24 protein-coding genes are annotated in these 23,617 nt (G+C 67.0%); 13 read left to right on the top strand and 11 right to left on the bottom strand.

Annotated elements, in window-relative coordinates; translation table 11 throughout:
- Window positions 1-687: a response regulator transcription factor gene (locus tag ACQP1G_RS05740; protein ID WP_433199065.1), complete on the bottom strand. Its 687-nt coding sequence runs from the start codon at window positions 685-687 to the stop codon at window positions 1-3.
- 418 nt (window positions 688-1,105) lie between these two features.
- Here ACQP1G_RS05740 and ACQP1G_RS05735 point away from each other — a divergent pair, with 418 nt between their 5' ends.
- From ACQP1G_RS05735 to ACQP1G_RS05705, 7 genes are all read left to right on the top strand, one after another.
- Complete coding sequence (locus ACQP1G_RS05735; RefSeq protein WP_433199063.1) at window positions 1,106-3,913, top strand: ATP-binding protein; 2,808 nt, start codon at window positions 1,106-1,108, stop codon at window positions 3,911-3,913.
- The gene (locus ACQP1G_RS05730) at window positions 3,910-4,317 is read left to right on the top strand and encodes a roadblock/LC7 domain-containing protein (RefSeq protein ID WP_433199061.1); all 408 of its coding nucleotides are present in this window, start codon (window positions 3,910-3,912) and stop codon (window positions 4,315-4,317) included. The genes ACQP1G_RS05735 and ACQP1G_RS05730 overlap by 4 nt, the downstream gene beginning before the upstream one ends.
- Window positions 4,318-4,324: 7 nt before the next feature.
- The gene (locus tag ACQP1G_RS05725; protein ID WP_433199059.1) at window positions 4,325-4,699 is read left to right on the top strand and encodes a DUF742 domain-containing protein; all 375 of its coding nucleotides are present in this window, start codon (window positions 4,325-4,327) and stop codon (window positions 4,697-4,699) included.
- 91 nt (window positions 4,700-4,790) lie between these two features.
- Window positions 4,791-5,348, top strand: coding sequence for a GTP-binding protein (locus ACQP1G_RS05720; protein ID WP_040695543.1), 558 nt, complete (start codon window positions 4,791-4,793; stop codon window positions 5,346-5,348).
- Window positions 5,341-6,150 carry an MHYT domain-containing protein gene (locus ACQP1G_RS05715; protein ID WP_433199057.1) on the top strand — a complete coding sequence of 270 codons (810 nt, stop codon included), beginning with the start codon at window positions 5,341-5,343 and terminating at the stop codon, window positions 6,148-6,150. Before ACQP1G_RS05720 ends, ACQP1G_RS05715 begins: the two co-directional genes overlap by 8 nt.
- Before the next feature lie 193 nt (window positions 6,151-6,343).
- A complete protein-coding gene (locus ACQP1G_RS05710; protein WP_433199055.1) occupies window positions 6,344-7,369 on the top strand; it encodes a glycoside hydrolase domain-containing protein in 1,026 nt (341 codons plus the stop codon).
- Window positions 7,370-7,741: 372 nt separating this feature from the next.
- Window positions 7,742-7,954, top strand: coding sequence for a hypothetical protein (locus ACQP1G_RS05705; protein WP_433199053.1), 213 nt, complete (start codon window positions 7,742-7,744; stop codon window positions 7,952-7,954).
- Between the two features lie 229 nt (window positions 7,955-8,183).
- Here the strand turns inward: ACQP1G_RS05705 and rpmF are convergent, their stop codons facing one another.
- Genes rpmF through mrf form a run of 3 tightly spaced genes read right to left on the bottom strand, consistent with a single transcriptional unit; the run spans window position 8,184 to window position 9,965 of the window.
- Window positions 8,184-8,357, bottom strand: coding sequence for a 50S ribosomal protein L32 (gene rpmF, locus ACQP1G_RS05700; protein WP_433199051.1), 174 nt, complete (start codon window positions 8,355-8,357; stop codon window positions 8,184-8,186).
- 1 nt (window position 8,358) lies between these two features.
- Window positions 8,359-8,640: a type B 50S ribosomal protein L31 gene (locus tag ACQP1G_RS05695; RefSeq protein WP_433199049.1), complete on the bottom strand. Its 282-nt coding sequence runs from the start codon at window positions 8,638-8,640 to the stop codon at window positions 8,359-8,361.
- Window positions 8,637-9,965: a ribosome hibernation factor-recruiting GTPase MRF gene (mrf, locus tag ACQP1G_RS05690; protein ID WP_433199047.1), complete on the bottom strand. Its 1,329-nt coding sequence runs from the start codon at window positions 9,963-9,965 to the stop codon at window positions 8,637-8,639. The genes ACQP1G_RS05695 and mrf overlap by 4 nt, the downstream gene beginning before the upstream one ends.
- 104 nt (window positions 9,966-10,069) lie before the next feature.
- Here mrf and rpmB point away from each other — a divergent pair, with 104 nt between their 5' ends.
- The 4 genes from rpmB to rpsR are packed head-to-tail and all read left to right on the top strand — an operon-like array spanning window position 10,070 to window position 11,116.
- Window positions 10,070-10,342, top strand: coding sequence for a 50S ribosomal protein L28 (gene rpmB, locus ACQP1G_RS05685; RefSeq protein ID WP_433199045.1), 273 nt, complete (start codon window positions 10,070-10,072; stop codon window positions 10,340-10,342).
- 10 nt (window positions 10,343-10,352) lie between these two features.
- Window positions 10,353-10,523 carry a 50S ribosomal protein L33 gene (gene rpmG, locus ACQP1G_RS05680; protein WP_433199043.1) on the top strand — a complete coding sequence of 57 codons (171 nt, stop codon included), beginning with the start codon at window positions 10,353-10,355 and terminating at the stop codon, window positions 10,521-10,523.
- A complete protein-coding gene (gene rpsN, locus ACQP1G_RS05675) occupies window positions 10,523-10,828 on the top strand; it encodes a 30S ribosomal protein S14 (RefSeq protein WP_433199041.1) in 306 nt (101 codons plus the stop codon). Before rpmG ends, rpsN begins: the two co-directional genes overlap by 1 nt.
- A gap of 33 nt (window positions 10,829-10,861) precedes the next feature.
- Window positions 10,862-11,116 (top strand): 30S ribosomal protein S18, encoded by a 255-nt coding sequence (gene rpsR, locus ACQP1G_RS05670; protein ID WP_040695439.1) that lies wholly within the window; start codon window positions 10,862-10,864, stop codon window positions 11,114-11,116.
- A 517-nt stretch (window positions 11,117-11,633) separates the two neighbouring features.
- Here the strand turns inward: rpsR and ACQP1G_RS05665 are convergent.
- Entirely contained in the window at window positions 11,634-12,209 is a 576-nt protein-coding gene (locus ACQP1G_RS05665) for a LysM peptidoglycan-binding domain-containing protein (RefSeq protein ID WP_433199039.1), read from the bottom strand.
- Window positions 12,210-12,472: 263 nt separating this feature from the next.
- On the opposite strand from ACQP1G_RS05665, the gene ACQP1G_RS05660 reads away from it, so the two are divergent.
- On the top strand, window positions 12,473-12,919 hold the full coding sequence (locus ACQP1G_RS05660; protein ID WP_433208189.1) for a hypothetical protein: 447 nt from the start codon (window positions 12,473-12,475) through the stop codon (window positions 12,917-12,919).
- 127 nt (window positions 12,920-13,046) lie between these two features.
- Here ACQP1G_RS05660 and purH read toward each other — a convergent pair whose 3' ends face one another.
- The 6 genes from purH to ACQP1G_RS05630 all read right to left on the bottom strand — a co-directional run bounded on the left by purH (window position 13,047) and on the right by ACQP1G_RS05630 (window position 22,294).
- The gene (gene purH, locus ACQP1G_RS05655) at window positions 13,047-14,651 is read right to left on the bottom strand and encodes a bifunctional phosphoribosylaminoimidazolecarboxamide formyltransferase/IMP cyclohydrolase (protein ID WP_433199037.1); all 1,605 of its coding nucleotides are present in this window, start codon (window positions 14,649-14,651) and stop codon (window positions 13,047-13,049) included.
- Window positions 14,648-15,280 carry a phosphoribosylglycinamide formyltransferase gene (gene purN / locus ACQP1G_RS05650; protein ID WP_433208187.1) on the bottom strand — a complete coding sequence of 211 codons (633 nt, stop codon included), beginning with the start codon at window positions 15,278-15,280 and terminating at the stop codon, window positions 14,648-14,650. Before purN ends, purH begins: the two co-directional genes overlap by 4 nt.
- A gap of 83 nt (window positions 15,281-15,363) precedes the next feature.
- Complete coding sequence (locus ACQP1G_RS05645) at window positions 15,364-16,908, bottom strand: cell division protein PerM (protein ID WP_433199035.1); 1,545 nt, start codon at window positions 16,906-16,908, stop codon at window positions 15,364-15,366.
- Between the two features lie 83 nt (window positions 16,909-16,991).
- Window positions 16,992-18,047, bottom strand: a complete 1,056-nt coding sequence (locus tag ACQP1G_RS05640; protein ID WP_433199033.1) for a DUF5336 domain-containing protein — start codon at window positions 18,045-18,047, stop codon at window positions 16,992-16,994.
- A 253-nt stretch (window positions 18,048-18,300) separates the two neighbouring features.
- The gene (locus ACQP1G_RS05635; protein WP_433199031.1) at window positions 18,301-18,558 is read right to left on the bottom strand and encodes a hypothetical protein; all 258 of its coding nucleotides are present in this window, start codon (window positions 18,556-18,558) and stop codon (window positions 18,301-18,303) included.
- A 79-nt stretch (window positions 18,559-18,637) separates the two neighbouring features.
- Window positions 18,638-22,294: a BTAD domain-containing putative transcriptional regulator gene (locus tag ACQP1G_RS05630; protein WP_433199029.1), complete on the bottom strand. Its 3,657-nt coding sequence runs from the start codon at window positions 22,292-22,294 to the stop codon at window positions 18,638-18,640.
- A gap of 363 nt (window positions 22,295-22,657) precedes the next feature.
- Here ACQP1G_RS05630 and ACQP1G_RS05625 point away from each other — a divergent pair, with 363 nt between their 5' ends.
- A complete protein-coding gene (locus ACQP1G_RS05625) occupies window positions 22,658-23,599 on the top strand; it encodes an undecaprenyl-diphosphate phosphatase (protein ID WP_433199027.1) in 942 nt (313 codons plus the stop codon).
- Window positions 23,600-23,617 lie beyond the last annotated feature (18 nt).

The following is a 23,617-nucleotide window of genomic DNA, read 5'->3' as shown; positions in this document are numbered from 1 at the left end:
CTACGGAGGTGTCTCGCGCAGTACGTAGCCGACGCCGCGCACGGTGTGAATGAGCCGGGCCTCGCCTTCGGCTTCGGTCTTGCGGCGCAGGTAGCCGATGTAGACCTCGAGTGCATTGCCGGAGGTCGGGAAGTCGTATCCCCACACTTCCTCGAGGATGCGGCTGCGGGTCAGCACTCGGCGCGGATTGGCCATCAGCATTTCCAGCAGTGAGAACTCGGTGCGGGTCAGGCTGATCGAACGGTCGCCTCGGGTCACCTCGCGGGTTACCGGGTCCAGCGACAGATCGGCGAACGTCATGGTCTCGGAAACTTCGCCTGGATCGGCGGCCCTGCGGCGCAGTAACGCACGCAATCGCGCCAGCAATTCCTCCAGCGCGAATGGTTTCGGCAAATAGTCATCGGCACCGGCATCGAGCCCGGCTACCCGTTCCGATACCGAATCTCGGGCCGTCAAAACCAGAATCGGCAGATCGTCTCCGGTACTACGCAACCGTCGGCAAACTTCGAGCCCATCCATCCGCGGCATCATCACATCGAGGACGAGGGCATCCGGTCGCTGCGCGGTTGCCTTCTCCAGCGCGTCAACGCCGTCGACCGCGAGATCGACGGAGTAGCCGTTGAAGGTCAGTGACCGGCGCAGCGATTCCCGGACGGCACGATCGTCGTCGACTACCAGAATGCGCATGCCACCAGTTTGACCGCATCGACTGAGAGTCGACTGACAGGGAGACGCCCGACACGCCGACATCTCTTGCGGCTGCTCGCAGGTCGCTCGAACGGTTCAGCTTGTGACTGCTCACAGATCGCTCGAAAGGATCAGCCCCTGCTAGGGGCTGGTCGAGTGACCAGCAGGTTTGTGATCACGTACAGATCTCGATGCAAAACGCAACCTTTTTGGACGCCGAAACCCGTTCTGAGTAGCCATATTCGAGTGAATTACAGAAGGAGTGCCCCAGATTGCCGTTGGTCACTCTGCGCGGTATGTTCCCTGCGGTAAAAAGAAGACCTCTAGTTGGTTCTCAGCGGGTTGAATCAAAACCGAACAGCCACGCGCCATCCGGGGGCACTCGTGCAAGCTCGTGAAGCGGAGGCAACGGAAGCGGATGGAAGCTGCACCGCGGTCCTGGCAATTCAGTCTGTCCAACTGGTCGGTCACTCGCAAGGTTGGCATCGTGCTGGTGCTGCCCGTGCTGCTGGCCACCGTGTTCGCCGTACTCCGCATCAACAACGAACTGCGCACCATGTCGCAGTTGGACGCGGCGACCGAACAAGTCATCATCATTCGCCCGATCGTCAAGTTCGGTACGGCCACCGAACAACTCGCGGTCGCGGCGACCTCCTCCTGGGGTAACACCGCGGACCCGGCCACCGACGCGGCGTTGACGAAATTCGATCAGGCACTGGCCGATCTCGAGGCCGGAATGCACACCACCAAGGTGAGCACCCGGGTCACCTCGGAATTGGCCTCGGCCATCGCCACCGGAACCACCATGCGCAATAGCCTGCGCAACGGATCACCGATGCTGGTCGGTGAACAGGCCGATGAGATCGCGGTCCGCATCGGCAACGCGTTCGCGCTCTCGCCCTCGGTCGAGGACCTCGTCATCCAGCGGTACTTCCTACAGATCGGCGCGATCCAGAACGCGCGGCGGGTATTGACCCAGCAGCGTATGTTGATCGCCTCCCCCGAGGCGGGGCACAATCCGAGCGTGCGCCCGAAGGTGCTCATCTCCGCGGGCGCCGAGATGACCATGGTCAATACCTACGGAATCATCCTCCCGGACAACGCGACCAATATGCGTCCGCTGCTGGACGCCGTCGGCATCCGCCTCGGCGCGTTCAGCCAGACCGCGGGTGACCCGACATCCAATCCGGCCGTGCTGGATTCGCTGCAAGTGAGCGCGGACACCTTCGAGAAGACCACCAACTCCCTCGCCGGCACCATCGATAAGGCGCTCGCGAATCGGACCACCGAGGCGCAGACCGGTGCGCTGCGCGAAACCACGATCGTCATCGGCATGCTGCTCGCCGGTCTTGCCCTTGCCCTGGCCGTCGCGCGCACCCTGGTCGTCCCGGTGCGCAGGCTGCGGCGGGACGCGCTCGAGGTCGCGCACGTGAAGCTGCCCGACGAACTCGCCATCGTGCGCAGCGGTGGCGCCACCCCGGAGATCACCCCGGTCGGCGTGCACACCACCGACGAGGTCGGCCAGTTGGCCCGTGCCGTCGACGAAATCCACGAACAGGCGCTGAATCTCGCCGCCGACCAGGCCCGACTGCGACTGCAGATCGGGAACATGTTCGAAACCCTCTCCCGTCGTAGCCAATCCCTCGTCGAACAGCAGCTGTCGCTGATCGAGGATCTGGAGCACGACGAGGACAACGCCGAGCGGCTGCAGAGCCTGTTCCGTCTGGACCACCTCGCCACCCGCATGCGCCGCAACGGCGACAACCTGCTGGTGCTCGCCGGTACCGCCCTGCGCCGCGGCCAACTGCATCCGGTGCCGCTGTCGGACATGCTCTGGAGTGCGGTCTCCCAGGTGGAGGACTACCAGCGCGTCGAGATCGGCGCGGTGCCCGACGGCATCGTCGCCGGTGAACCCGCGGTCGATATCGAACATCTGCTCGCCGAACTCATCGATAACGCGCTGCGCTACTCCCCGCCGACCACACCGGTCGCGGTCATGGTGGCGCGCGCGGTCGATGGCGGCTACCTGATCGAGATCACCGACCGCGGCCTGGGCATGTCACTCGAGGATCTGCAGCTCACCAATGACCGGCTCGCCTCCGGTGGTGAGGTGACCGTCGAAACCGCACGCCGCATGGGCCTTTTCGTCGTCGGCCGACTCGCCAAGCGGCACACCATCACGGTGAGCCTGCGCCGCACCTCGACCATGGCACAGCAGCCCGGCATCACCGCCAGCGTGCACCTGCCCGGCGCACTGGTCGCCCCGCCGCTCGATGCCACCGATCCGAACCAGCGGGCCCTCGCCCTCGAGGCACCGGTCATGGCCGCACTGCCCGCACCGCCGCCGCGCACGCTGGTGCCGGTGCCGAGCCTGCCGCAGCGCGAGCCGTCGCGGTTCGCGGTCACCAGTTCCGGTCTTCCGCAACGTCGTCCGGCCATGCGCGTCGCGGACGCACCCGACATATCGGTACCCGGGGACGATCACACCGAAACCTCGGTCGACGTATTCGCACAGCGGCCGACCAACGGCAGGGGCGATGCCGAGCGGCCACGCCTCGCTCCGTTCGGCCCACCGACCTCGACGAATGAGCCCCCCACCGGGCCGAATTCGGTGATCGATGTGGAACCGCAGGTGCCACTCGGCGCAGTCACCGATCTATGGGCCGAACAGCACGACGACCCAGCGACGACCGGGCCGACGCCAACCGTCTCCCGCGAGCCCGCCGGGCCGCATCTCACCGGTCCACAGCCCATCACGCCGCAGGCCATCCGGCCGTCGCTGCCGACCCGAAGGCCGGCCGCCGCAGTGGAACCCGCGTCGACGACCTCGACTCGACTACAGCCGGTACAGGCCGACAGCACGACCACCTCGACCCGACTACAGCCGGTCCAGGGCGAATCGCCCACCCCGATCTACCAGCGGATGGTCTCGGAGTGGCTGGTCGAGCCCGCGACGGCGACACCATCGCCGTCCGCATGGAGTTCGCCCGCCGATGAGGGCTGGACGGCCGCCGAACAGGCCAGTCATCCGACCGCCGAAGCCCGCACCGTCGGCGGATTGCCTATCCGCCGACCGGGAGCGCAGCTGGTGCCCGGTGGCCTCGCCCCGGTGGAAGAACCCGGCGTACGCGATCCGGAGGAGATCCGGAACAACCTGACCAGGCATCTCAGTGGGGTCCGCAGCGGGCGGGCCGAAGCGCAGTACAACGACGGAGGGCTTGTATGACCAACCCCAACAGCACCACGGACGAGAACCTGAACTGGCTGGTTGCCCGCTTCACCAAGGATGTGCCCGGTGTATCGCATGCGGTGCTGGTGACGGCGGACGGCCTGCTGCAGGCGACCAGCCCGAACCTACCCGCCGACCGGGCCGAACAGCTTTCGGCGGTCACCGCCGGTCTGGCGAGCCTGGCCACCGGGGCGGCTGGGCTCTTCGACGGCGGCAAGGTGATGCAGTCGATCGTGGAGATGCAGCGCGGCTACCTGCTGGTGATGAGCGTCGGCAATGGATCGCATCTGGCCGTGCTCGCCAACAAGTCGCACGACATCGGGCGGATCGGCTACGAAATGGCCCTGCTCGTCGATCGTGTGGGCGCGGTGGTCACGGCCACCGCCCGGACAGCAGTCTGATCCAACGATGTCGAGTCCACTCGGCCAAGGGCCCAACCGGCCGACAACCCGTGTCAGACCTTATGCCCTGACCTCCGGGCGCACCGAACCCGCGGTCGACCTACCGCTCGAAGCTGTTATCGAAACCCTGTCGTACACTGCGCATCTCGATTGGCCAGCGGGTGACCTGCGCACCGAGATCCTGCGGTTGGGCACGCACCGGCTCTCGGTCGCCGAGATCGCCGCCCACATGGATCGGCCGCTGGGCATGGTCCGGGTCATGGTCGGCGACCTTGTCGTCGACGGCGCCCTGCGCGTGCATTCGACCTTGACCGACGAGGCGAGCTTCGACGAGCGTCGTTCCCTGATGGAGAGGACTTTGCGTGGACTCCGTGCCCTATAAGACTGCCGGAACCGCCGGGAATTACGGGCACACCGGACAGCCCGGCAACCCAGCCCAAGGTGAGGCCGACACCCGCGTCGCCTCGACCAAAATCGTTGTCGCCGGTGGCTTCGGCGCGGGCAAGACGACCTTCGTCGGCGCGGTGTCGGAGATCGTCCCGCTGCGCACCGAGGCGATGGTGACCCGCTTTTCCGACGGTATCGACGATCTCGCCGATACCCCGGATAAGGAAACCACCACGGTCGCCATGGATTTCGGCCGCATCATCCTGCCGGGCAACCTGGTGCTCTACCTGTTCGGCACGCCGGGCCAGCGCCGGTTCTGGTTCATGTGGGACGACCTGATCCGCGGCGCCATCGGCGCGGTCGTGCTGATCGACACCAGGCGACTCGAGGACAGCTTCGCCGCGGTCGACTTCTTCGAGGCGCGCAAGCTGCCGTTCCTGATCGCGGTCAACCGCTTCCCCGACGCACCGCGCTTCCCGATCGCCGAACTGCGCGAAGCGCTTTCGGTGCGCGAAGGGGTGCCCATCGTGGATATCGACGCGCGCAATGCCATGGAGGTCCGCCAGGCGCTGGCGGCCGTCACCGAATATGCGATCGCCCAACTGAAGGCGCTCGAATTGGAAGGAACCGCACGACATGCATGACGTCCGGTTGTTCGCTGCGGCGAACAGCGGCGCTGCGGTGGACCAGTTCTCCATGGGGTACTGGATCACCGCACTCTCCTTCGGTGTTTCGGTACTCGGCGCCGTGGTCGGAATTGCCTGTGTCCTACACGGTGCGCGCTCGTCCGGTTTTCGTTTGGTGTGGGTGACCTCGGCCGCGGTCTCGCTCGGCGGTGTCGGGGTCTGGCTGGCCACCTCGGTGGCGCTGCTCGGCGTGGACATACCGGGCACCGCGATGCGCTTCGACGGCGGCAAGATGATCGCCGCCATGGCTACGGCGTTCGTCGCGGTATTCGTCGCGCTGATCGTCATCGGCCGCCGCCTGGTACTGGCCCGGCTGATCCCGGGCGGACTGGTGATGGGCATCGGCTTCGGTTCGACGCTCTACCTCGGGCTCGGGTCCATCCGCATTCAGGGATCGGTCGAGATCTCCCCGTGGCTTTCGGCCGCCGCGCTCGCCATCGCGCTGGTGACCGGGGTGGGGACGCTGTGGTCGTTCCAGGCCCTGCGCTCCCCACTGGCGCGCGCAGCCACGGTGCTGTTGTTCGCTGTCGGTGTGGCGGGCATGTACTACGCGGGCATCGCGGCCATCGATCCGACCATTGATTCGGTCGCGAAAGCGCCGGACGGGCTCACGCTGTTCGAATTCGTCTTTCCGATGTTCGTGATCGGGTCGCTGGCGCTGACGGTGCCGATCACCGCGGTGCTCATCGCGCCCGACCGGCGCGAGACCGCCGCGGCCATCGCGGCCGTGCGCCGGTCCGAGCTCGAGTCGGTGCACTGAGCCGACTCCAGCCCTTTCGTCAGGAGCTTGTGTCAAAGGGCCCTTGCCATCAGGCTTTGGGCGCTGGCATCTCACCGACGGCCTTGCACTGACTGGGCACCGCCATGGCCCGAGTCAACCACCCGCCGACGACAGTTCGGGCGGGTTCGGCAATGCCGCCGATTTCGGCCGACGCCCCACCTACAGTGGGAGTATGCGTTTCGGTCTGGACTACGCTGCGGGACGTCCCGGCGGCGCGGCCATCCAAGCGGCCGGATACGACTTCGTGGTGCGCTACCTCTCCGACGGTGGTCCCACACTGCCCGGCAAGCAGTTGACTCCCGCCGAGGCCGATGATCTGCGAGCGCACGACATCTCCATCGTGTCGAACTGGGAAACCACCGCGGCCAGGATGCTGGACGGCTATGACGCCGGAATCGTCGATGCCCGTGCGGGTTTGGCGCAGGTGCTGCGCTGTGGCGGTCGGTCGGATCGGCCGATCTACTTCTCCGCGGATTTCGACTCGACGCCGCAGGATCAGCTCGCGATCAATGCCTATCTCCAGGGAGCGGCCGCCGTGCTCGGCGCCGCGAATGTCGGTATCTACGGCGGGTTCTGGTCGATCAGCCGGGCATTGGACGCGGGTGTCGCCGCGTGGTCGTGGCAGACCGCTGCCTGGTCCGGGACCAATGTCGAGGCCCGACGCAATATCTATCAGACATCACAGCAGGTGATCGTCGGCGGCGTGCGCTGCGATGTGAACGAAGCCGGGACAATGGATTTCGGCCAATGGGACTTTGTACAGGAGGAACCGGACGTGACGCCGGAACAGGACGCGGTACTGCGCGATATCCAGATCCAACTGCGCGGTCCCGGCCTGTCCGGCTGGCCGCAGCTGGGCACCGATGCGGAGGGCCGCAACCGCACCCTGGTGGATGGGGTGGCCGCGGCACTACAGCGGATCCAGGAGTTGGAGCAGGAATCGGCCGATCTGCGCACGCAAATCGGCGAATTACGTACCGAGGTCAGCGAACTCGAAGCCACGACGGCGGATCTGGTCGAGGAGGTCAAGCGGTTGGACGGACCGCACTGGCCGTGGCCGCTCTCGCTGATCGAGGGTCCAGCCGACTTCGTAGGTGAGCAACTGGCCCGGCTGGAATCCCTGTTGCCGGAGTTGCCGGGTTTGCCCGGAAGCCGTGAGGCGGAGAAATCGGCCGAGGGGCCAGAAGTTTGGCGATGAGCGGGTTCTCGGAAATCCGGCGAACCGGGATTCCAAGAACCCGCCCTCTCGGATGAGGGTACCGGCGCGAGAGCACGAAATCATCACTGCGCCGAGACTTTTACGGATACGAAAAACCAACTCTCAGTACGTAATTGACCTGCGAGCTACCGGGACGCAATCGGAACACTGGAAAATTGCCATGTGGCGCGGGTCACTTCGTTAGCTATCAGATTGCCATCAGCGTGAGCGGTTCCGATCCGGAACCGAAGCGAAGTTCTCATCCAGCGGATCCGGTCGATCAACCACCGGCCTGGCGCGTTCACGTCCCACGACAGCAGCGCGCGAGCTATCGTCGGCTTGGCACCTACCGGTTCGTTCGAAGGAGTTCGCATGGCCGTCAACGTGGTGCTCGACAAAGTTCTCGACAAGGAATACGGGAACAAGTCGCTCGAGGAAATCCTCTCCGCCCCGCCGTCGGCGCTGGCCGGCCTCACCGAAGCGCACGATAAGCAGCTTCTGGAGGCCCTGAAGATCAAGACGATCGCCGACCTCGGTAACAACAAGTTCTTCCAGCTCGCCGCCACCTTGGTACAGCTCGGCTGAGACATTGGCAGCGCCTTCGGCGCTGAGTGTTGGCGGCTCTGTTTTTGGCCGCGCGGGCGCGGCGGGTTCGCGGCCCCCTTGGTCTCGCGTCCGAGCCGTCGAGACTCGCTCCGTCGGGGCGCCGATGTGTGGATCGTTCGGCGTTGGACGTATACCGGCACAGTGGTCGAAACTTGTGCCTGCCCGATGCGCATCGCTTCGACGACTCGGACGCGAGACGGTCAGTGCGTCAAAGTTGCACTGGGTCAATCAGTCCCCGCTCAACCGCCCGCACCACACGGCGCGGCACCTTGTGCACGACCCCACCGGCGCTGACCGGCACCAGGTCGGGTGGGTTCGCCTGCCACTGTGAGCGGCGGCTGCGGGTGTTCGACCGCGACATCCTGCGCTTGGGCACCGCCATATCAGCCCGCCCCTCGTCCGGGCTGGGACGTCGCCCGCGTCCGTTTGCCGAATTTGCGTTCGAACTTCTCCACCCGGCCCTGGGTGTCCAGCACGCGGTGCGCGCCGGTCCAGAACGGGTGCGAATCGGAGGTTACGTCCACGACCAGCAGCGGGTAGGTATTGCCGTCCACCCACTCGACGGTGCGGGTGCTGGTGGCGGTGGATCTGGTCAGGAAGCGCTTTCCGGTGCTCGAGTCCTCGAATACCACGGGGTGATAGTCCGGATGCATCCCTGTCTTCACTTCGCCTCTCCTCTTGGGCTTTTCGCCTGTCCGTCGAACGGCAGGCCGGTGGGTTCGCTGGTCTCACAGGGATCGGCATGCCAATCGCCGAACGGGTCCTCCCACTGCGCGACTCGCTCGGGCGCGCCTTCCACCAGGCGCAGTTCGTCGTCCTCGACCAGCGCCCAGTGCAGGGCCTGGCGAATTTCGGCCGGGTCCGCGTCGTGGACCAGGATCACCAGCGAAATATCCCGGTCGCCGAACTGGTCGTCCCAGCGCAGCGCGGCCATCGCCCTGCGCATGGGATCGGCTTGTGCCAACTCGCTCGGGCTCATGGCGGCCAGCCACGGTCCGGCACCGCCGACCTGTAATCCGCCGCCCGCGGACTCCAGCCATACGACCTCGTTCGGCTGGGTCGCCAGCCAGATCCGCCCACGCGCGGTCACTACGCCGTCGAAGAGCACATCGAGGGCTTCGTGCAGGCGGGCCGGATGGAACGGGCGACTCGCGGCGAATTCGACCAGGGCCACACCGTATTCGGTGCCCAGCGGCGGTTGGCCGCGCAGCAGGGGCGCGTGTGCGTCGAAGATGCGACCGCGCCGAGCGTGGGCCGGAATGCGTGCGAGCAGTGCTTCGACCTCGGCCGCGCGGAGCAGATCGATATCGTCCACCCAGGCCACCGGCGCGTCTGGTACGAGTCGGGACAACACCGCGGCGAGCCGCGCCTGATCGATGGTGTCGCCGGTATTGCCCAGCGCCACAACGGCATCCGCGACGTCGACCTGACCGACCGTTACTCGGGCCACGGTCCGGTCGTCGTCCGCGGTCACCGATCCGCGCTCGACGAGTGTGTCCTCGCCGGTGGCATCGGCCAACCAGGTCCGCGCGTCCAGACAGGTGAGCACGGCCTCGACTCGCACCTCACGCGCGGCCGGACCGTCGATGCGGCCGACCACACCGGTGACGGCGATATTCTCGATCGCCTGGCATACCGCCTCCGCGTCGAAGGCCGGATCGAGTTCCAGCACAATACGATTCACCGAATCGCGGGCGGCGAGCACGCACAGCAGCGGCAGCAGATCAATGCGCAGGGTGCAGGACACGCAGCCGTGTGCGAGCTCGAGTACGGTCGAGGTCTCCTGCTCGCCGATGCGGACGGTGCGGTGCACGATGCCCTCGCCGAGCCCGCTCAGGTCGTGGCGAATGGTGACGGTGCCCGGCGTTTCGCGCAACGCCGCGGCCAGTCGGGCTGCACCCGCCGCGGCCGGTCCGGTGAATCCGGCGACCACCACGACGGGCGTTCTCCGGTCGGACTGCCGCCCGGATGGGAGTAGGGCGGGATCCACCACAGCACTCCTTTCGATAATGATTTTCATTTCCTGTCGAGCAACGGTACATTGTCGAACAGCCGTTGTCGAAAATGATTGTCAACTACTGGAAGGGAGCCCCTATGTCGGCCCACTGCCAGGTCACCGGGCGCAAGCCGGGATTCGGCAAGTCCGTATCGCACTCGCATAAGCGGACGAGCCGGCGCTGGAACCCCAATATCCAGCGCAAGACCTACTACCTGCCCAGCGAGGACCGGCGCATCACGCTGACGGTCTCCGCCAAAGGCATCAAGACCATCGACCGGGACGGGATCGAGGCGGTCGTCGCCCGGATCCGGCGGAGCGAGGCGAAGCGGCCCAATAGACAGAGCCGAGCCCGCGGCGACAAGATCTGAAGGAGCTTTCATGGCCTCGAAATCGACCGATATCCGGCCGATCGTCAAACTGAAATCCACTGCGGGAACGGGATATACCTACGTCACCCGGAAGAACCGACGCAATGATCCGGACCGGATGGTGCTGCGCAAATACGATCCGGTGGTGCGCAGGCACGTCGACTTCCGCGAGGAGCGCTGATGGCCAAGAAGTCGAAGGTCGTCCGCAATGAGCAGCGCAAGCAGATCGTCGCCCGCTATGCGATGCGCCGCGCCGAACTCACTGAACTCATCCGCAAGCCGACCACTTCCGAGGAAGACCGCGCGGCGGCACAGTCCGCGCTACAGCGGCTGCCCCGCGATGCCAGTCCGGTACGATTGCGCAATCGGGACGCCGCGGACGGACGACCGCGCGGACATCTCCGGAAGTTCGGACTCTCCCGCGTACGTGTGCGCGAGATGGCCCATCGGGGTGAACTCCCCGGTGTGCACAAATCGAGCTGGTAGACAACCACTGATCTCGAGAAGGAAACCCGTCACATGGCAGTCAAGCGAGCACCCTCGAAGAAGGTTCGCGCCGAGCAAGCCCGTCGCCCGAAGAAGAACCCGCTGATCGCGGCGGGCGTCGAGACGGTCGACTACAAGGACGTCAACCTGCTGCGCACCTTCATCTCCGACCGCGGCAAGATCCGCAGCCGCCGGGTCACCGGGCTCACCCCGCAGCAGCAGCGCCAAGTCGCCGTCGCGGTGAAGAACGCCCGCGAAATGGCGCTGTTGCCCTTCACCAGCCGGTAAGCACCGACCGATGAACAGGGCCCCGAGGCATTGCTTCGGGGCCCTTGATGTTTGCTGCGTCGAAAGATGACTGCCTACCCAGCCACAACGGAGCGAGTCCTACGAGCGACGTTCGCGGACCGTCTCACGTCCGAGCCGTCGAAGCGCATGCGCATCGGGCAGCCACAAGTTTCGACCACTGTGCCGGTATACGTCCAACGCCGAACGATCCGCACATCGGCGCCCCCGACGGAGCGAGTCTTACGAGCGACGTTCGCGGACCGTCTCACGTCCGAGCCGTCGAAGCGATGCGCCGAAGGCACGAGTCTCGACCACTGTGCCGGTATACGTCCAACGCCGAACGATCCGCACATCGGTACCCCCGACGGAGCGAGTCTTACGAGCGACCCGTTCGCGGCCCGTCTCGCGTCCGAGTCGTCGAAGCGATGCGCCGAAGGCGCGAGTCTCGACGGCTCGGACGCGAGACCAAGGGGGCCGCGAACACGCCGCGCCCGCGCGGCCAAAAACAGAGCCAATGTTACGGAATGGTCAGCACCTGGCCGGGGTTGATCGCATCCGGGTTATCGATGCCGCTGGCATTCGCGATCTCCTGGTAGCGGTTGCCGTCGCCATAGAAGCGCTCGGCGATGGCCCACAGGGTGTCGCCCGGCTCGACCGTGTAGGTCTGCGCCGCGGGCGGCGGGGGCGGAACTTCTTCGGCGGGTGCGGCGACCTGCTCGGCAACCGGCTCGGCAACCGGCTCCGGGGCGGGCAGCGGGTTGTCGGTCTGAGTGTCCGACGCCCACAGCGCGCTGCCGTCCTTGCCGTACAGCACGACATTGCGGTCGGCCTGCACAGTCAGCCGGTCGGCATCGCGGCCGTTGGTCTCGGTGGACCACGCGGCGCCCTCACCCTTGTAGAGCACGAAGTTGCCATCCTCCTGCAGGACGGCCCGCTCGACCCCCTGATCGTGAGTCAGGGTGGACCACACGACATTTCCGTCCGGTTCCGACAGCACCAGGTTGCCATCGGGCTGCAGGGTCAGGGTGTACGCACCGCCGACCAAAGCCTGGCCGAGCCCGAGTTCTTCACCTACGCGCAGCGTGTCGCCCACGTTCTTCCTTTCGAAGGTTTACCTTGCAAAGCATCCGACTCGATACGCGCCACGAACCCCGATCGGTGCGTATCGGCCCCGAATCTACTGTGCGGGCGAGCGGCGCGGAGGTATTACGCGCAGGCTTAGCCGAAAGTTCACTGTGTTGGCTTCATCGCTCTATCATCTTGTCGCACAATCCGACGCGGTGGTTCTCATGGTTTGCTGGGTGCGCTTCGTCCCGGCACATCGGCGGGTCGATTAGGGTTGTCGGTATGTATCGGATGTCGGGGGTTTGGCCCGCCGCAGTCGCCGTCGCAGTGTTCGTCGGCCTTGCCGTCACCGGATGCGGTGGCTCCGATAATGATGGCGCGCAAGTGAAGACGACGACCAGTGCGGCGAAGACCATGCCGACCGAAGGCAAACCCGCCGACGCGGGCCGGATGTTCGTCGCTGATCCGACCATTGTCGGCGCGCATCCGATTCCGTTCACCTCGTGGTCACGGGTGGCCGACGATCGGATCGCCGTCAATTTCGAGACCGGAACTCCCGAGTGCTACGGGGTGGATGCGAGCGTCACCGAAACGGATTCGACGGTCACCGTCGAGTTGCGCTCCGGGACGCGCGCCGATGCGGTCGGGCGGATGTGCACGATGATCGCGGTCTTCGGCACACTCGAAGTACCACTGAAGGCCCCACTGGGAAGTCGACAAGTCCTCAGCGCGGGCTAGACGCACTCCCCCGAAGCTGCCGCACATCCAGTGGTTATGGCGCATACAGCCACCTTTTGACTACCGTCGGTGGGTGCTTTGCCGTGTGAAGCGGGCGGGAGCCGGGTGGCGCCCGCCCGCTGTGGGGTCAGTGGGCGAAGTGGCGGGAGCCCGTGAGGTACAGGGTTACGCCGGCTTCCCTGGCCAGGTCGATGGTGTCCTGGTCGCGGACCGAGCCGCCGGGCTGCACGATGGCCCGGATTCCGGCCTGGATGAGCTGCTGCGGACCATCGGAGAACGGGAAGAACGCGTCCGAGGCGGCGACCGAACCCTTGGCGCGGTCGCCGGCGCGCTGCACCGCGAGGCCGACCGCGTCGACCCGGTTGACCTGGCCCATACCGACGCCGACCGAGGCGCCGTCGTGGGCGAGCAGGATCGCGTTGGACTTCACGGCACGGCAGGCGCGCCAAGCGAATTCGAGGTCGGCGAGGGTTTCCGCGTCGGCCGCTTCGCCCGCGACCAGGGTCCAGTTCTCCGGGTCGTCGCCAGGGGCGTCGAGGATGTCGCGCACCTGCAGCAGCACGCCGCCGCTGATCGGGCGCAGTTCGGCGCCACCGCGCCGTGGCGGCTCGGCGACCAGGATGCGCACGTTCTTCTTGCGCTGCAGCACCTCGACGGCGCCGTCGGCGTAGGACGGTGCGACGATCACCTCGGTGAAGATTTCGGAGACCTGTTCGGCCATCTCGACGGTGACCTCACCATTGGCAGCGATCACGCCGCCATAGGCGCTCACCGGATCGCACGCGTGCGCCTTGCGGTGCGCCTCGGCGATATCCGCGCCGATCGCGATGCCACAGGGGTTGGCGTGCTTGATGATCGCGACGGCAGGCGCGGCATGGTCGTAGGCGGCGCGCCAGGCGGCATCGGCATCGGTGTAGTTGTTGTACGACATTTCCTTGCCGTGCAACTGCTTTGCCTGCGCCAGCCCCTGGCTGCCGTCGTTCTGGGTGTAGAGCGCGGCGGCCTGATGCGGGTTCTCGCCGTAGCGCAGCACCGAAGCGCGATCCCAGGTGCCACCGATCCAGCTCGGGAACTGCTGTGCGGCAGCCTCATTCGGTTCGCCGGCGGGGGCGAGCACGCTGGACATCCAGCTCGCGACCGCGACGTCATAGCTTGCAGTGTGCTGGAATGCCTTGGCCGCCAACGCAGTCCGCTCGGCGAGGGTGAAACCGCCCGACCGCACCGCGGCGAGCACATCGTCGTAGTCGCCGCTGTTGACGACCACCGCGACCGACGGGTGGTTCTTGGCGGCGGCGCGCACCATGGACGGGCCGCCGATATCGATCTGCTCGACGCATTCGTCGTTGCTGGCGCCACTGGCCACGGTCTGGGTGAACGGGTACAGATTCACCACGACGAGCTGGAATGCCTCGACACCGAGTTCGACCAGTTGGTCGACGTGTTCGGCCTTGCGGGTGTCGGCGAGGATGCCTGCGTGCACCCGCGGGTGCAGGGTCTTGACCCGGCCGTCGAGCGTCTCCGGGAACCCGGTCAGATCCTCGACCTTGGTCACCGGAATGCCCGCTTCGGCGATCTTGCCCGCGGTCGAACCGGTCGAGACCAGTTCGACACCAGCGGCGTGCAGTCCGCTCGCGAGCTCGATCAGGCCCGTCTTGTCGTAGACGCTGATCAGCGCCCTGGAAATCCCCTTACGCCCAGCTGGATCCAATGGTCGTTCGCTGCGCTCACTCACCGAAGTACCCGCTCATCTGGAATTACTGCCTTTCGTCCGTCGGAGACAATGCCTCTGGTGGCGACGGCGGCGACAACCTCCGCCAGTAACCGTCGCTCGACAACCTTGATGCGCTCGTGCAGCGTGGCCTCGTCGTCGCTGTCGAGCACGACCACCGCTTCCTGCGCGAGTATCGGGCCGGTATCGATGCCGGAATCGACCAGGTGCACGGTCGAACCGGTGACCTTCACCCCGTACGCGAGCGCGTCGCGGACCCCGTGCGCGCCGGGGAATGCGGGCAGCAGCGCGGGGTGGGTATTGATGATCCGGCCGCCGAAGCGGGCCAGGAAGGCCGGGCCGAGGAGCTTCATGAATCCAGCCGAGACCACCAGATCGGGTTCGTAGGCGGCGACCGCATCGGTCAGCGCGACATCCCAGGCGGCCCGATCGGGAAAGTCCCGCAACACCATCCGGAAGTTCGGGATCCCCGCGGCGGCCGCGTGTTCGGTGGCCTGGCAGACCCGGTCGACTCCGACAGCGGCAATGGTCGCCGGATAGTCCGGCGCGACCGCGGCCTCGATGAGGGCGCGCAGCAATGACCCGGTGCCAGAGGCCAGCACGACTACGGTTGCCGGGGCCGTTGCGGGCACCAAGGGGGCATTCGGGGAGGCCAGCGCTCTACTCCTGCGTGTCGGTCGAACGGCGGAGGCGGTGCGACACCGCCGGGTAAAGCCTAACGACCGTCCACCCGGTCACTTTCCGGCAGGTCCGCCTCGACCACTTCGGCATCGACGATGTCGGGGAAGGTGTTGCTGCCCGCGGCGCGCGAGGTGGCGATGGAAGTCTGCTCGTCGACGAGTTCGGCATCGAGTTCTACCTCGAGGTCGGGGCCGTCGTAGTCCTCGTAGTCGTCGTCGTAGTCGTCGTATTCGTCGTAGTGATCGCCCTCGTGGTGATCATCGTCATAGTCGTCGTACTGATCGTCTTCGTCATAGTCGTCGTGATCATCGTGATAATCGGTGATCGGCGCGCCGACCGGAACGATGAACCAGCGCGCGAACACCAGGCCCACGTATCCGGCGGCGGCCAACCAGCCGAAGGTCACCGCCGCGAAGATCGGCAGGTCCAGACCCATATGTCCGAAGGTGCCGAGGTCACCGCCCGCGACCGCGCCGAGCAGCATCAGCACCACGGTGGCCACCCCGGCCGAGGTCAATGTCGCCCACGGTGCGCCGGCACGGTCATTGGAGGTGCGTCCGATATCCAGCCCGCCGAGCACACCCACGGCCGCCGGGATGAGCAACAGCACCGGCCACCAGCCAGCGGCAGGGCCGGGCGGCACCGCCGCCATGACCGGAACGGCTGGAATCGGCCCGCCGACAACGGAGAACACACCGATCGACGCATCGCCGAATTGCGCGCCGGAGCCGACAACTACACCGACGGCCCCGAGCACCACATTCGGCAGATAAGCCAGTGCGAGCAGGCTCAGCCCGATCACACCCGCCGCATTGCCCGCGGTCTGATAGGTATCGCCGATGCGCGACCAGTGCACGAAGAAGGACACGATGACGACCACGGTGGCGCAGGCCAGCAAGCGCAGCACTGACCGGCCCGCGGCGAATGTGCCGGCGACCGCCCAGTCGGGCAGGCGCAGCAGCGTGAAAAGCCTGCGCCGGTTCCGGCTCGCGATGCCGCCCGCCGCGGCGACCAGGTACAGACCACCGATCCAGCCGAAGGCGGTGAGGGTATTCGGCGGCTGCAGCGCGACGACACCGGAGGCATCCTCGGCGACCGCCAGACAGACGGCCGTGACCAGCAGCGGCCCGGCCAGCGCCGCACCGACGATCCAGCCGAGATCGGTGCGCGAACTCTCCGGCTCGACCGCTCGAGCGCAATCCCGACCGCACAACCAGACCAGCAGTCCGGTCGGCAACAGCGGTAGGAGTCCGAGCGAGGTCTTGCCGATCACCAGCGGAACCTGGTGTACCGCAAGCCAGCCCGCGGCGATCGCACCCGAGGTGCCCGCCAGGCTACTGCCCGAGGAGAGCAGGGTGGCCAGGGCCAGGATCGTGATGCCGACCAGTGCGTAGGTCGTCGGACGGGCGGCGACCAGGAGCAGCATGCGGGCGCGCTCCGGGGTCAGCGACAGAAATCCGGCCTCGTCGAGACCGTCGGCGTGTGAACCGCGCGGTGATCGGTCGCTCCGCGCCGAGGGCTCCGGCGCGCCGCGGGACTCGGCGGTCCGGCGAACAAGAGGGGATCTCGGGGAGCTCATAGAAATTCAGCGTGGCAGCTCCCCCGGCGCGAGCGGGTCAGGCGCGCCGACCCGGTCTGGTGCGCGCCGGGAGAGCCGGGGAACTACTTGTTGTCCTCCGACGGGCGGAACGCGTGGGTCGCGTCCGAGGACGGGTCCGAACCGGTCTCACCGCCGAAGGGCTGACCCGGCTGACTGGGCTGACTGGGCTGGCTCTGACCGAAACCCGGTGCGCCGTACTGCTGTCCGGGCTGCTGGGCGCCGAAGTGCTGGGTAGCACTCTCATCCGGGCGCGGCTGCGCGGCGGGCGAAGCACCGTAGGGCGAACCCGGCTGTGCCGCACCATATCCGGGCTGCTGGCCATAAGAGGGCTGCTGACCGTAGGACGGCTGCTGGCTCTGGCCGTAGGACGGCTGGCTCGGCTGGCCCTGACCGTAGGGCTGCTGCGACTGGTACTGCGGACCGGTCTGGCTGCCGTATCCCGGCTGGCCGTAGGACTGACCCGGCTGGCTCTGGCCGTACGGGCTCGGGCTCTGGCCGAAGAGAGAGGGCTGGCTCTGGCCGAACGCGCCCTGCTGGCCGTAGCCGCCGGTGCCGAATCCGCTCGGCGGGCCCTGCGGGGTAGCGGGTTTGGGCGCGGGCGGGGTCAGGATGCCGGATTCGAACAGCACGGCGACGACCGCGACGGCGGTCTGCACGAAGGCCAGGAAGAGCAGCAGGTAGGCGCCCCACTTCAGCTCGACGTTCAGATCGTCGGGCGTGGTGAAGGACAGGAACAGCGTGCCGAGGAAGCCCGCCGCCGATGCCGCGGCCGCGGCGCCGGTCCAATTCTGCTTGGGCAGCAACGAGAGTCCGGCCAGCAGTCCGCCGAGCAGCAGGATCGCCAGCAGCCCGGCCGCGCCGAAGTATTGGAAGAGACTGAGCGTGTCACCGCCGTCGACCGTCACACCGCCACCGACGTTTCTCGGCTTCTGGCCGAAAAACGGCAGAAAGCCGAGCAGGAAATTGATCACACCGAGCGCGGCGACGCCGACCACCAGGAAATACGGCAGGCCCTTGGCGCTGGACTCGGTGCCGGTACCAGCCGACTGGCCGGTGCTGGAAGGTGCGGGTGGCGTCACGGGTGCGTTGTACCCGGAGCCCCCGGTCGGGTATGACATGGTCGTCGTCTCCTAGGTCGAGTCGTACGTAGTCTTGACGGCTTGGATCTCTCCTGACGCTACTGCACTCGCTGGCCGCGGTCACCCTCGAGGAACTGGCCGGGCCGCCGAAAAACACCGTCTACGCTGGTCCTCTGCGAATCCGCGTCCGCCGATAACAATTCAGTGCTACCACCTCCGATGGGAACGCCATTCGGCCCGGAGCGTCGGGCGCTCCGGGCCGAAACCCCTCGATGCGATGACCCGGCGGCAACTAGTGGGGCACGACATACCAAGCGCCGTAGCTGCCCACGCAGTCGTAGTCCTGCCATTCGCCGTTCTGCATGCCTTGGTTGCCGCGGGCGAGGCATTCGGACTCGTATTCGAACGGGCCGAGGTTGCCCGGCTGGGCCTGTGCCGATCCCGTGCCGAACGGTCCCGCGACAGCGGGTGCGATACCGCCGATGAAACCGGCGACGGTCAGAGCGGCGATGGCCGCGATGCGGGCGGGGCGGGTGCGGTTGATGGTCATTGTTCGCGCTTTCTGTTGGGTGTGCGTTGGCGATGACCAGCGTCTCGTCCACCCGTCTCAGCGCGATTTCACCCGCATTTCACGAGGTACTGCCGGGTTTTTCGAGCTCTTCCAGCCTGGCGACGTAGCGTTGCCAGCCGAAACCTGCCGTCTGATAATCGGCACGGATGCGCTCTATCCGATGCGGCCGACCTTGTACGTGCCGCAGCGCGGCCTCGATCGCGCGGGCCGCCAGGCCGGGGACGCCACCGACGGCCGCCGCGTCGTGCTCCGCGAGCAGCGCCGCGGCCTCGTCGAGTTCCCCCTTGGCGATGAGCACATCGGCCAGCTCGAGCCGGGCCAGACCCGCCTCGTCCTCGTGGGCGAGAGCGGCCCGACAGTAGGTTTCGGCCGCGTCGAGTTGCCCGGCAGCCAAGGCGACGGCGGCGCGGGTGAGGTCGTTCAGCGGCAGGATCTGCCGGTCGTCGAGGCGGCGGGCGTAGCGGTCGGACTCTTCGGCCAGTGCGAGCGCGTCCTCGGTGCGGCCCAGATCGAGCAGCGCCTTGGCTTGATTGCTGAGGCCGCGCGAAAGGCCGTGCTCATCGTCATTGACCCGGTCCACTTCGGTGGAGCGCTGATACGCGGCGAGCGCGCCCGCGGCGTCACCCGAGTACAACAGCGCGGTGCCGAGCGCGTCCGCGAAAGACGAGGCCTGCGTGACCCGCACCGCCAGCCGCTCCCCCTCGCGCAACCGCGCGACCGCCTCCGGCAGCCTGGCCCGTTCTATATCGACGATGCCCTGGTAGTAGCGCACGGTCTGGGCGAGTTCGATATCGTCGAGCGGCGCGGCCAATTCACTCGCCCTGCCCAATTGTGCCGCGGCGGAGTCGAAGTCGCCGGTCATCAGGGTGTGGAAGCCGTAATGACTGAGCGCTTGGGCCAATTCGGCCGGTGATACCGGCGCGTCGGCCAGGGCTGGGGCCGGAGCGTCGCCGGGGTGCGAAGTCGTGGCACCACCGATCCGCCCGGCCACTGTGCCATCAGCCTGCCCGGTCGCGGCGGCATTTGGTGGGGCGGCCGGTGTGGCCGCGAGCGATTCGATCAGTGCACCGTAGTGCCGACGGGCCTCGCGGAACCAGGCTCTGGCCAGCCAGGGCACATGCATTGCAATGGCGAGTCGCAAACCGATTGCGGCTCTTGGTGTTCCGGGGGCGTACTCGAGTGCGGCCAGGATGTTCGGCCATTCGGCGAATACCGCGGCCACTGATTCGGCCGTGGCGAAATCGTCGGGCTTCCCGATTTGCCGCACCAGCCCGAGGCCCCAGTCCGCGTGCCGGGCGCGCAACGAATCGGTCTCGCCGGTTTCCGAGAGTTGAGCGAGGGCGTAATCGCGGATGGTCTCCAGCAGGGCGAATCGCCGTGACGCACCGTAGTTCTGGACGGTGACCAAACTTCGGTTCACCAGATCCGCCAGGGCGGGGGCGATATCGCCGACCGCGAGATCCACACGCGTATCGCTCGAACTGTCATCGGGTGCAACCGCTTCGGCCGCCTCCAGCGTGCACCCACCGGCGAACACCCCGAGCCTGCGCAGGACCGCTCGCTCCCGTTCGGCCAGCAGTTCATAACTCCAGTCGAGAGCCACCCGCAGACTCGTATGCCGCCCGCCCCCGGCATCGCGCGCCCCGCCGACCAATAGCCGTACCCGATCATCGATACGCTGCGCCAGCTGCGAAATCGTGAGTGTGCGAGTGAGACCGGCGGCCAACTCGATCCCCAGTGGCAGCCAATCCACCGCTGCGCAGATCCGCACCAGATCTTCCCGCTCGGCCGCGGTCACCAACCCGTGCAACCCGGCCCGCTCGGTGAACAGCGCGACCCCGATCCCCCGCTCCAGCGGCCCCAACGGATAGACCGACTCTCCCGCCACCCCCAACGCCCGCTGCGAAGTAACCAATACGCTGGAATTCACAGCTGTCGAGACCAATTCGACAACCGGCTCGATCACATGTTCGGCGTTGTCGAGCACCAGGAAAACTCTCCGCCCGATGCCGTCTCCCCCGGCAACCGAGTACGCGGATACCGACGAAGCAACCGATCCGTCGACGTCATGCCACACATCCGAACCGCCCAGGGCGGCCGCATGCGCGCCTTCGTTGGCATCCGAATCACTCTGGGCGCCTGAGTCATTCGGCGCACCTACGCCACCGGACACACCTGAACTACTGCACGCACCCGAATCACGGTGCGCAGCTGAGCCACTGGTGCCGCCCAAATCGCCGAGCACCGCCGAATCACCCAGCGCATCCGAACCGCTCCGCGAACCCAACTCACTCGGCGCACCTGAATCGCTCGGCGCACGCAAGTCACTGCGCGTATCGGAGTTACCGGGGGCGCTCGAACCACCTAGCGCCGCAATGATTCCCGGCAGTGGGTCGTCGGGGGCGATCGAGATATCGGTCGCAAGCCCATTGGCCTCGAGCGCAGCGACGACAGCAGGGAGCACATCCTCGGTCCTGGCCAGGGGAGCCAGTTCGACGAAGGCCACCGCGCGGCCGGAGTTGGCGGCCGCGCGGGCGAGTTCGGCTGCCAGGCGGGACTTTCCGCTGCCTGCGACGCCGACCAGGGTGGTGAGACCGGGTTCGGCGAGCCGGGCGCCGAGCGTGTCGAATTCGCGGCCGCGGCCGACGAAGCTGGTCAACGGGGCCGAGACAACCGGGTCGGGACGGGGTACGGCGGTTGTTGTTTCGGTGGATGCAGCCACGCCGCCGCCAACCGGAGCACCGGCCACACCGCCGAACGGTGCACCGGCCACACCACCACCGTGCGGCACACCGCCCGCGCCGCCACCGTGCGCGGCACCGCCACCGCGATGCGCCACACCACCCGCACCACCGCCGTTCGCCACACCACCCACGTCGGTGCCGAACGGCACACCACCATGCGGTGCAGCGGCCGAGGCGGTGTCGACAGGGGCTGCGGCCGTGTAGATGCCGGCCGCACCGGCGGCCGCGCTCGCGGGGCGCAGCGTCGGATCGTGGTCGAGGATGCGCAGCTCCAGCCTCGCCGTCTCGGGCGCCGGGTCGACACCCAATTCCTCGGCGAGCAGCCTTCGCAATCGGGCCAGCCGGTCCAGCGCATCCGCTTGTCGCCCAGTGCGATACAGCGCAAGCGCGAGCAGACCTGACAGCGGCTCGTGCAGTGGGTGCCGAGCGACCAGACCGGTGAGCTCGGTGACCACCTCCTCGGCCGCACCGAGTTCGAGATTGGCCTCCAGCCCCGCAACCGTCAGCGATAGCCGCCAATCATCGAGGCGCTCACCCTCGGCCGCCGCATACGGCACGGCCCGCAGATCCGCCAGCGCGGGCCCGCGCCACAACGCCAGCGCATCCCGCGCGGCTGCCGCGACTGCGGCATGATCGCTGCCGCGGCGCGCGCCGTACAACCGCTGCGCCGCCGCCTCGGCCGTCGACAGATCCGATGCGCTGACGGTCGCGTGGTACCCGGCTGGCGTGCGCCCGATGACCTCGGCACGCGGCCCGAGTGCGGCCCGTAGCCGCGACACCACCACCCGCAGTCGCTGCACCGGCCGCTCGACATCACCGCCCCACAGATCCTCCGCAAGTCGCCCATCCGGCACCGGTACACCGCCCGCCAATGCCAACCGCACCAGCAGCGCACGTTCCAGTGGCCGATCGATGGCGACATCGTCTTCGCCTGCCCAAACCTGCACTGGGCCCAACACCAGCACATCCACGCCACACAGCATGGCAGTGCCGAAGCCCGGCCGCCCACCCGCCGCTGCGACCTGCGAAACCACGGCCAACGGGAATCGAACCCGCGACAATTCCCCACGCCCGCAACAGCTCCGACATCACGACTGGGCCGCCCTGTGTACGGCCCGCTCAGAATCACTATCCGAGCCCAGGTCACGAAGCCGGGGTCGCACTCGAGTGCGATCATTGTGTCGGACGCCCAGTTCTGGGTACCTTCCCACGGCGCAGGGCGGAAACGGTCCCGAATACTGACTGAAACGTCAACTCCGACAAGCATTCCAAAACGGACACAGGTCTGATCCTGGGCGGGCCATTGTGGGTTCGGCGTGCCAAGCTGTCAAGCGATGCTCACGTATACCCAAGCCGTTGTGATCGGCGCACTGCAAGGCATAACCGAACTGTTCCCGATTTCCAGCCTGGGTCATTCCGTTCTGGTGCCCGCATGGCTGGGTGGGTCCTGGAGCGAGCTGGTCACCCAGGGTGATTCCGATTCCGGTACACCGTATCTCGCCTTCGTGGTCGGGTTGCACGTGGCAACGGCGATCGCGCTGCTGGTGTTCTATTGGCAGGACTGGGTCGATATCGTCACCGGTCTTCTCACCACGCTGCGCACCCGGCGGATCGAGACCTCGACGCAGCGCCTGGCCTGGCTGGTGCTGCTCGCGACCGTGCCGGTCGGCATCCTCGGACTGCTGCTGGAACATCCGTTGCGCACATTGTTCGCGAAACCCCTTGCGGCGGGACTGTTTCTCACGCTCAACGGAGTCGTGCTGATCACCGGCGAGGTGCTGCGCCGCCGCAGCCAGCCGACACTGGCCGACTACGGCCGCCGCTTCGCCGAGTCCGAGGCGCGGGCCAAGGCCATCGAAGAGGGATATTTCGTGGCGACGGCGGAGGAGCAGACCAGCCTCGGCGATCTGTCCGTCAAGGACGCGTTGATCATCGGCACCGCGCAGACGGGCGCGCTGTTCGCTGGCATCAGCCGCTCCGGCATGACCATGGTCGGCGGCCTGCTGCGTGGCCTCGATCACGAGGACGCCGCGAAGTTCGCCTTCCTGCTCGCCACCCCGGTCATCCTGGCGGCTGGCGTGCTGAAGCTGCCGACGCTCGCCGGTCCGCAGGGCGAGGGCATCCTCGGTCAGGTTCTGGTCGGGTCCATCGTCGCGGGCGGCGCCGCATATGCGGCGGTGCGTTTCCTGGAGCGCTACTTCAAGTCGAATTCACTGCTGCCGTTCGCGGTGTACAGCCTCGCGTTCGGTATCGCCTCGGTGGCCCACTTCCTCTGAGACAACGACAAAGGCCGC

Source organism: Nocardia sp. CA-107356, from assembly GCF_050946365.1.
Lineage (GTDB): Bacteria > Actinomycetota > Actinomycetes > Mycobacteriales > Mycobacteriaceae > Nocardia.
The sequence above is the reverse complement of the archived record's forward strand: the minus strand, read 5'-3'. Positions and strand labels throughout refer to the sequence as shown.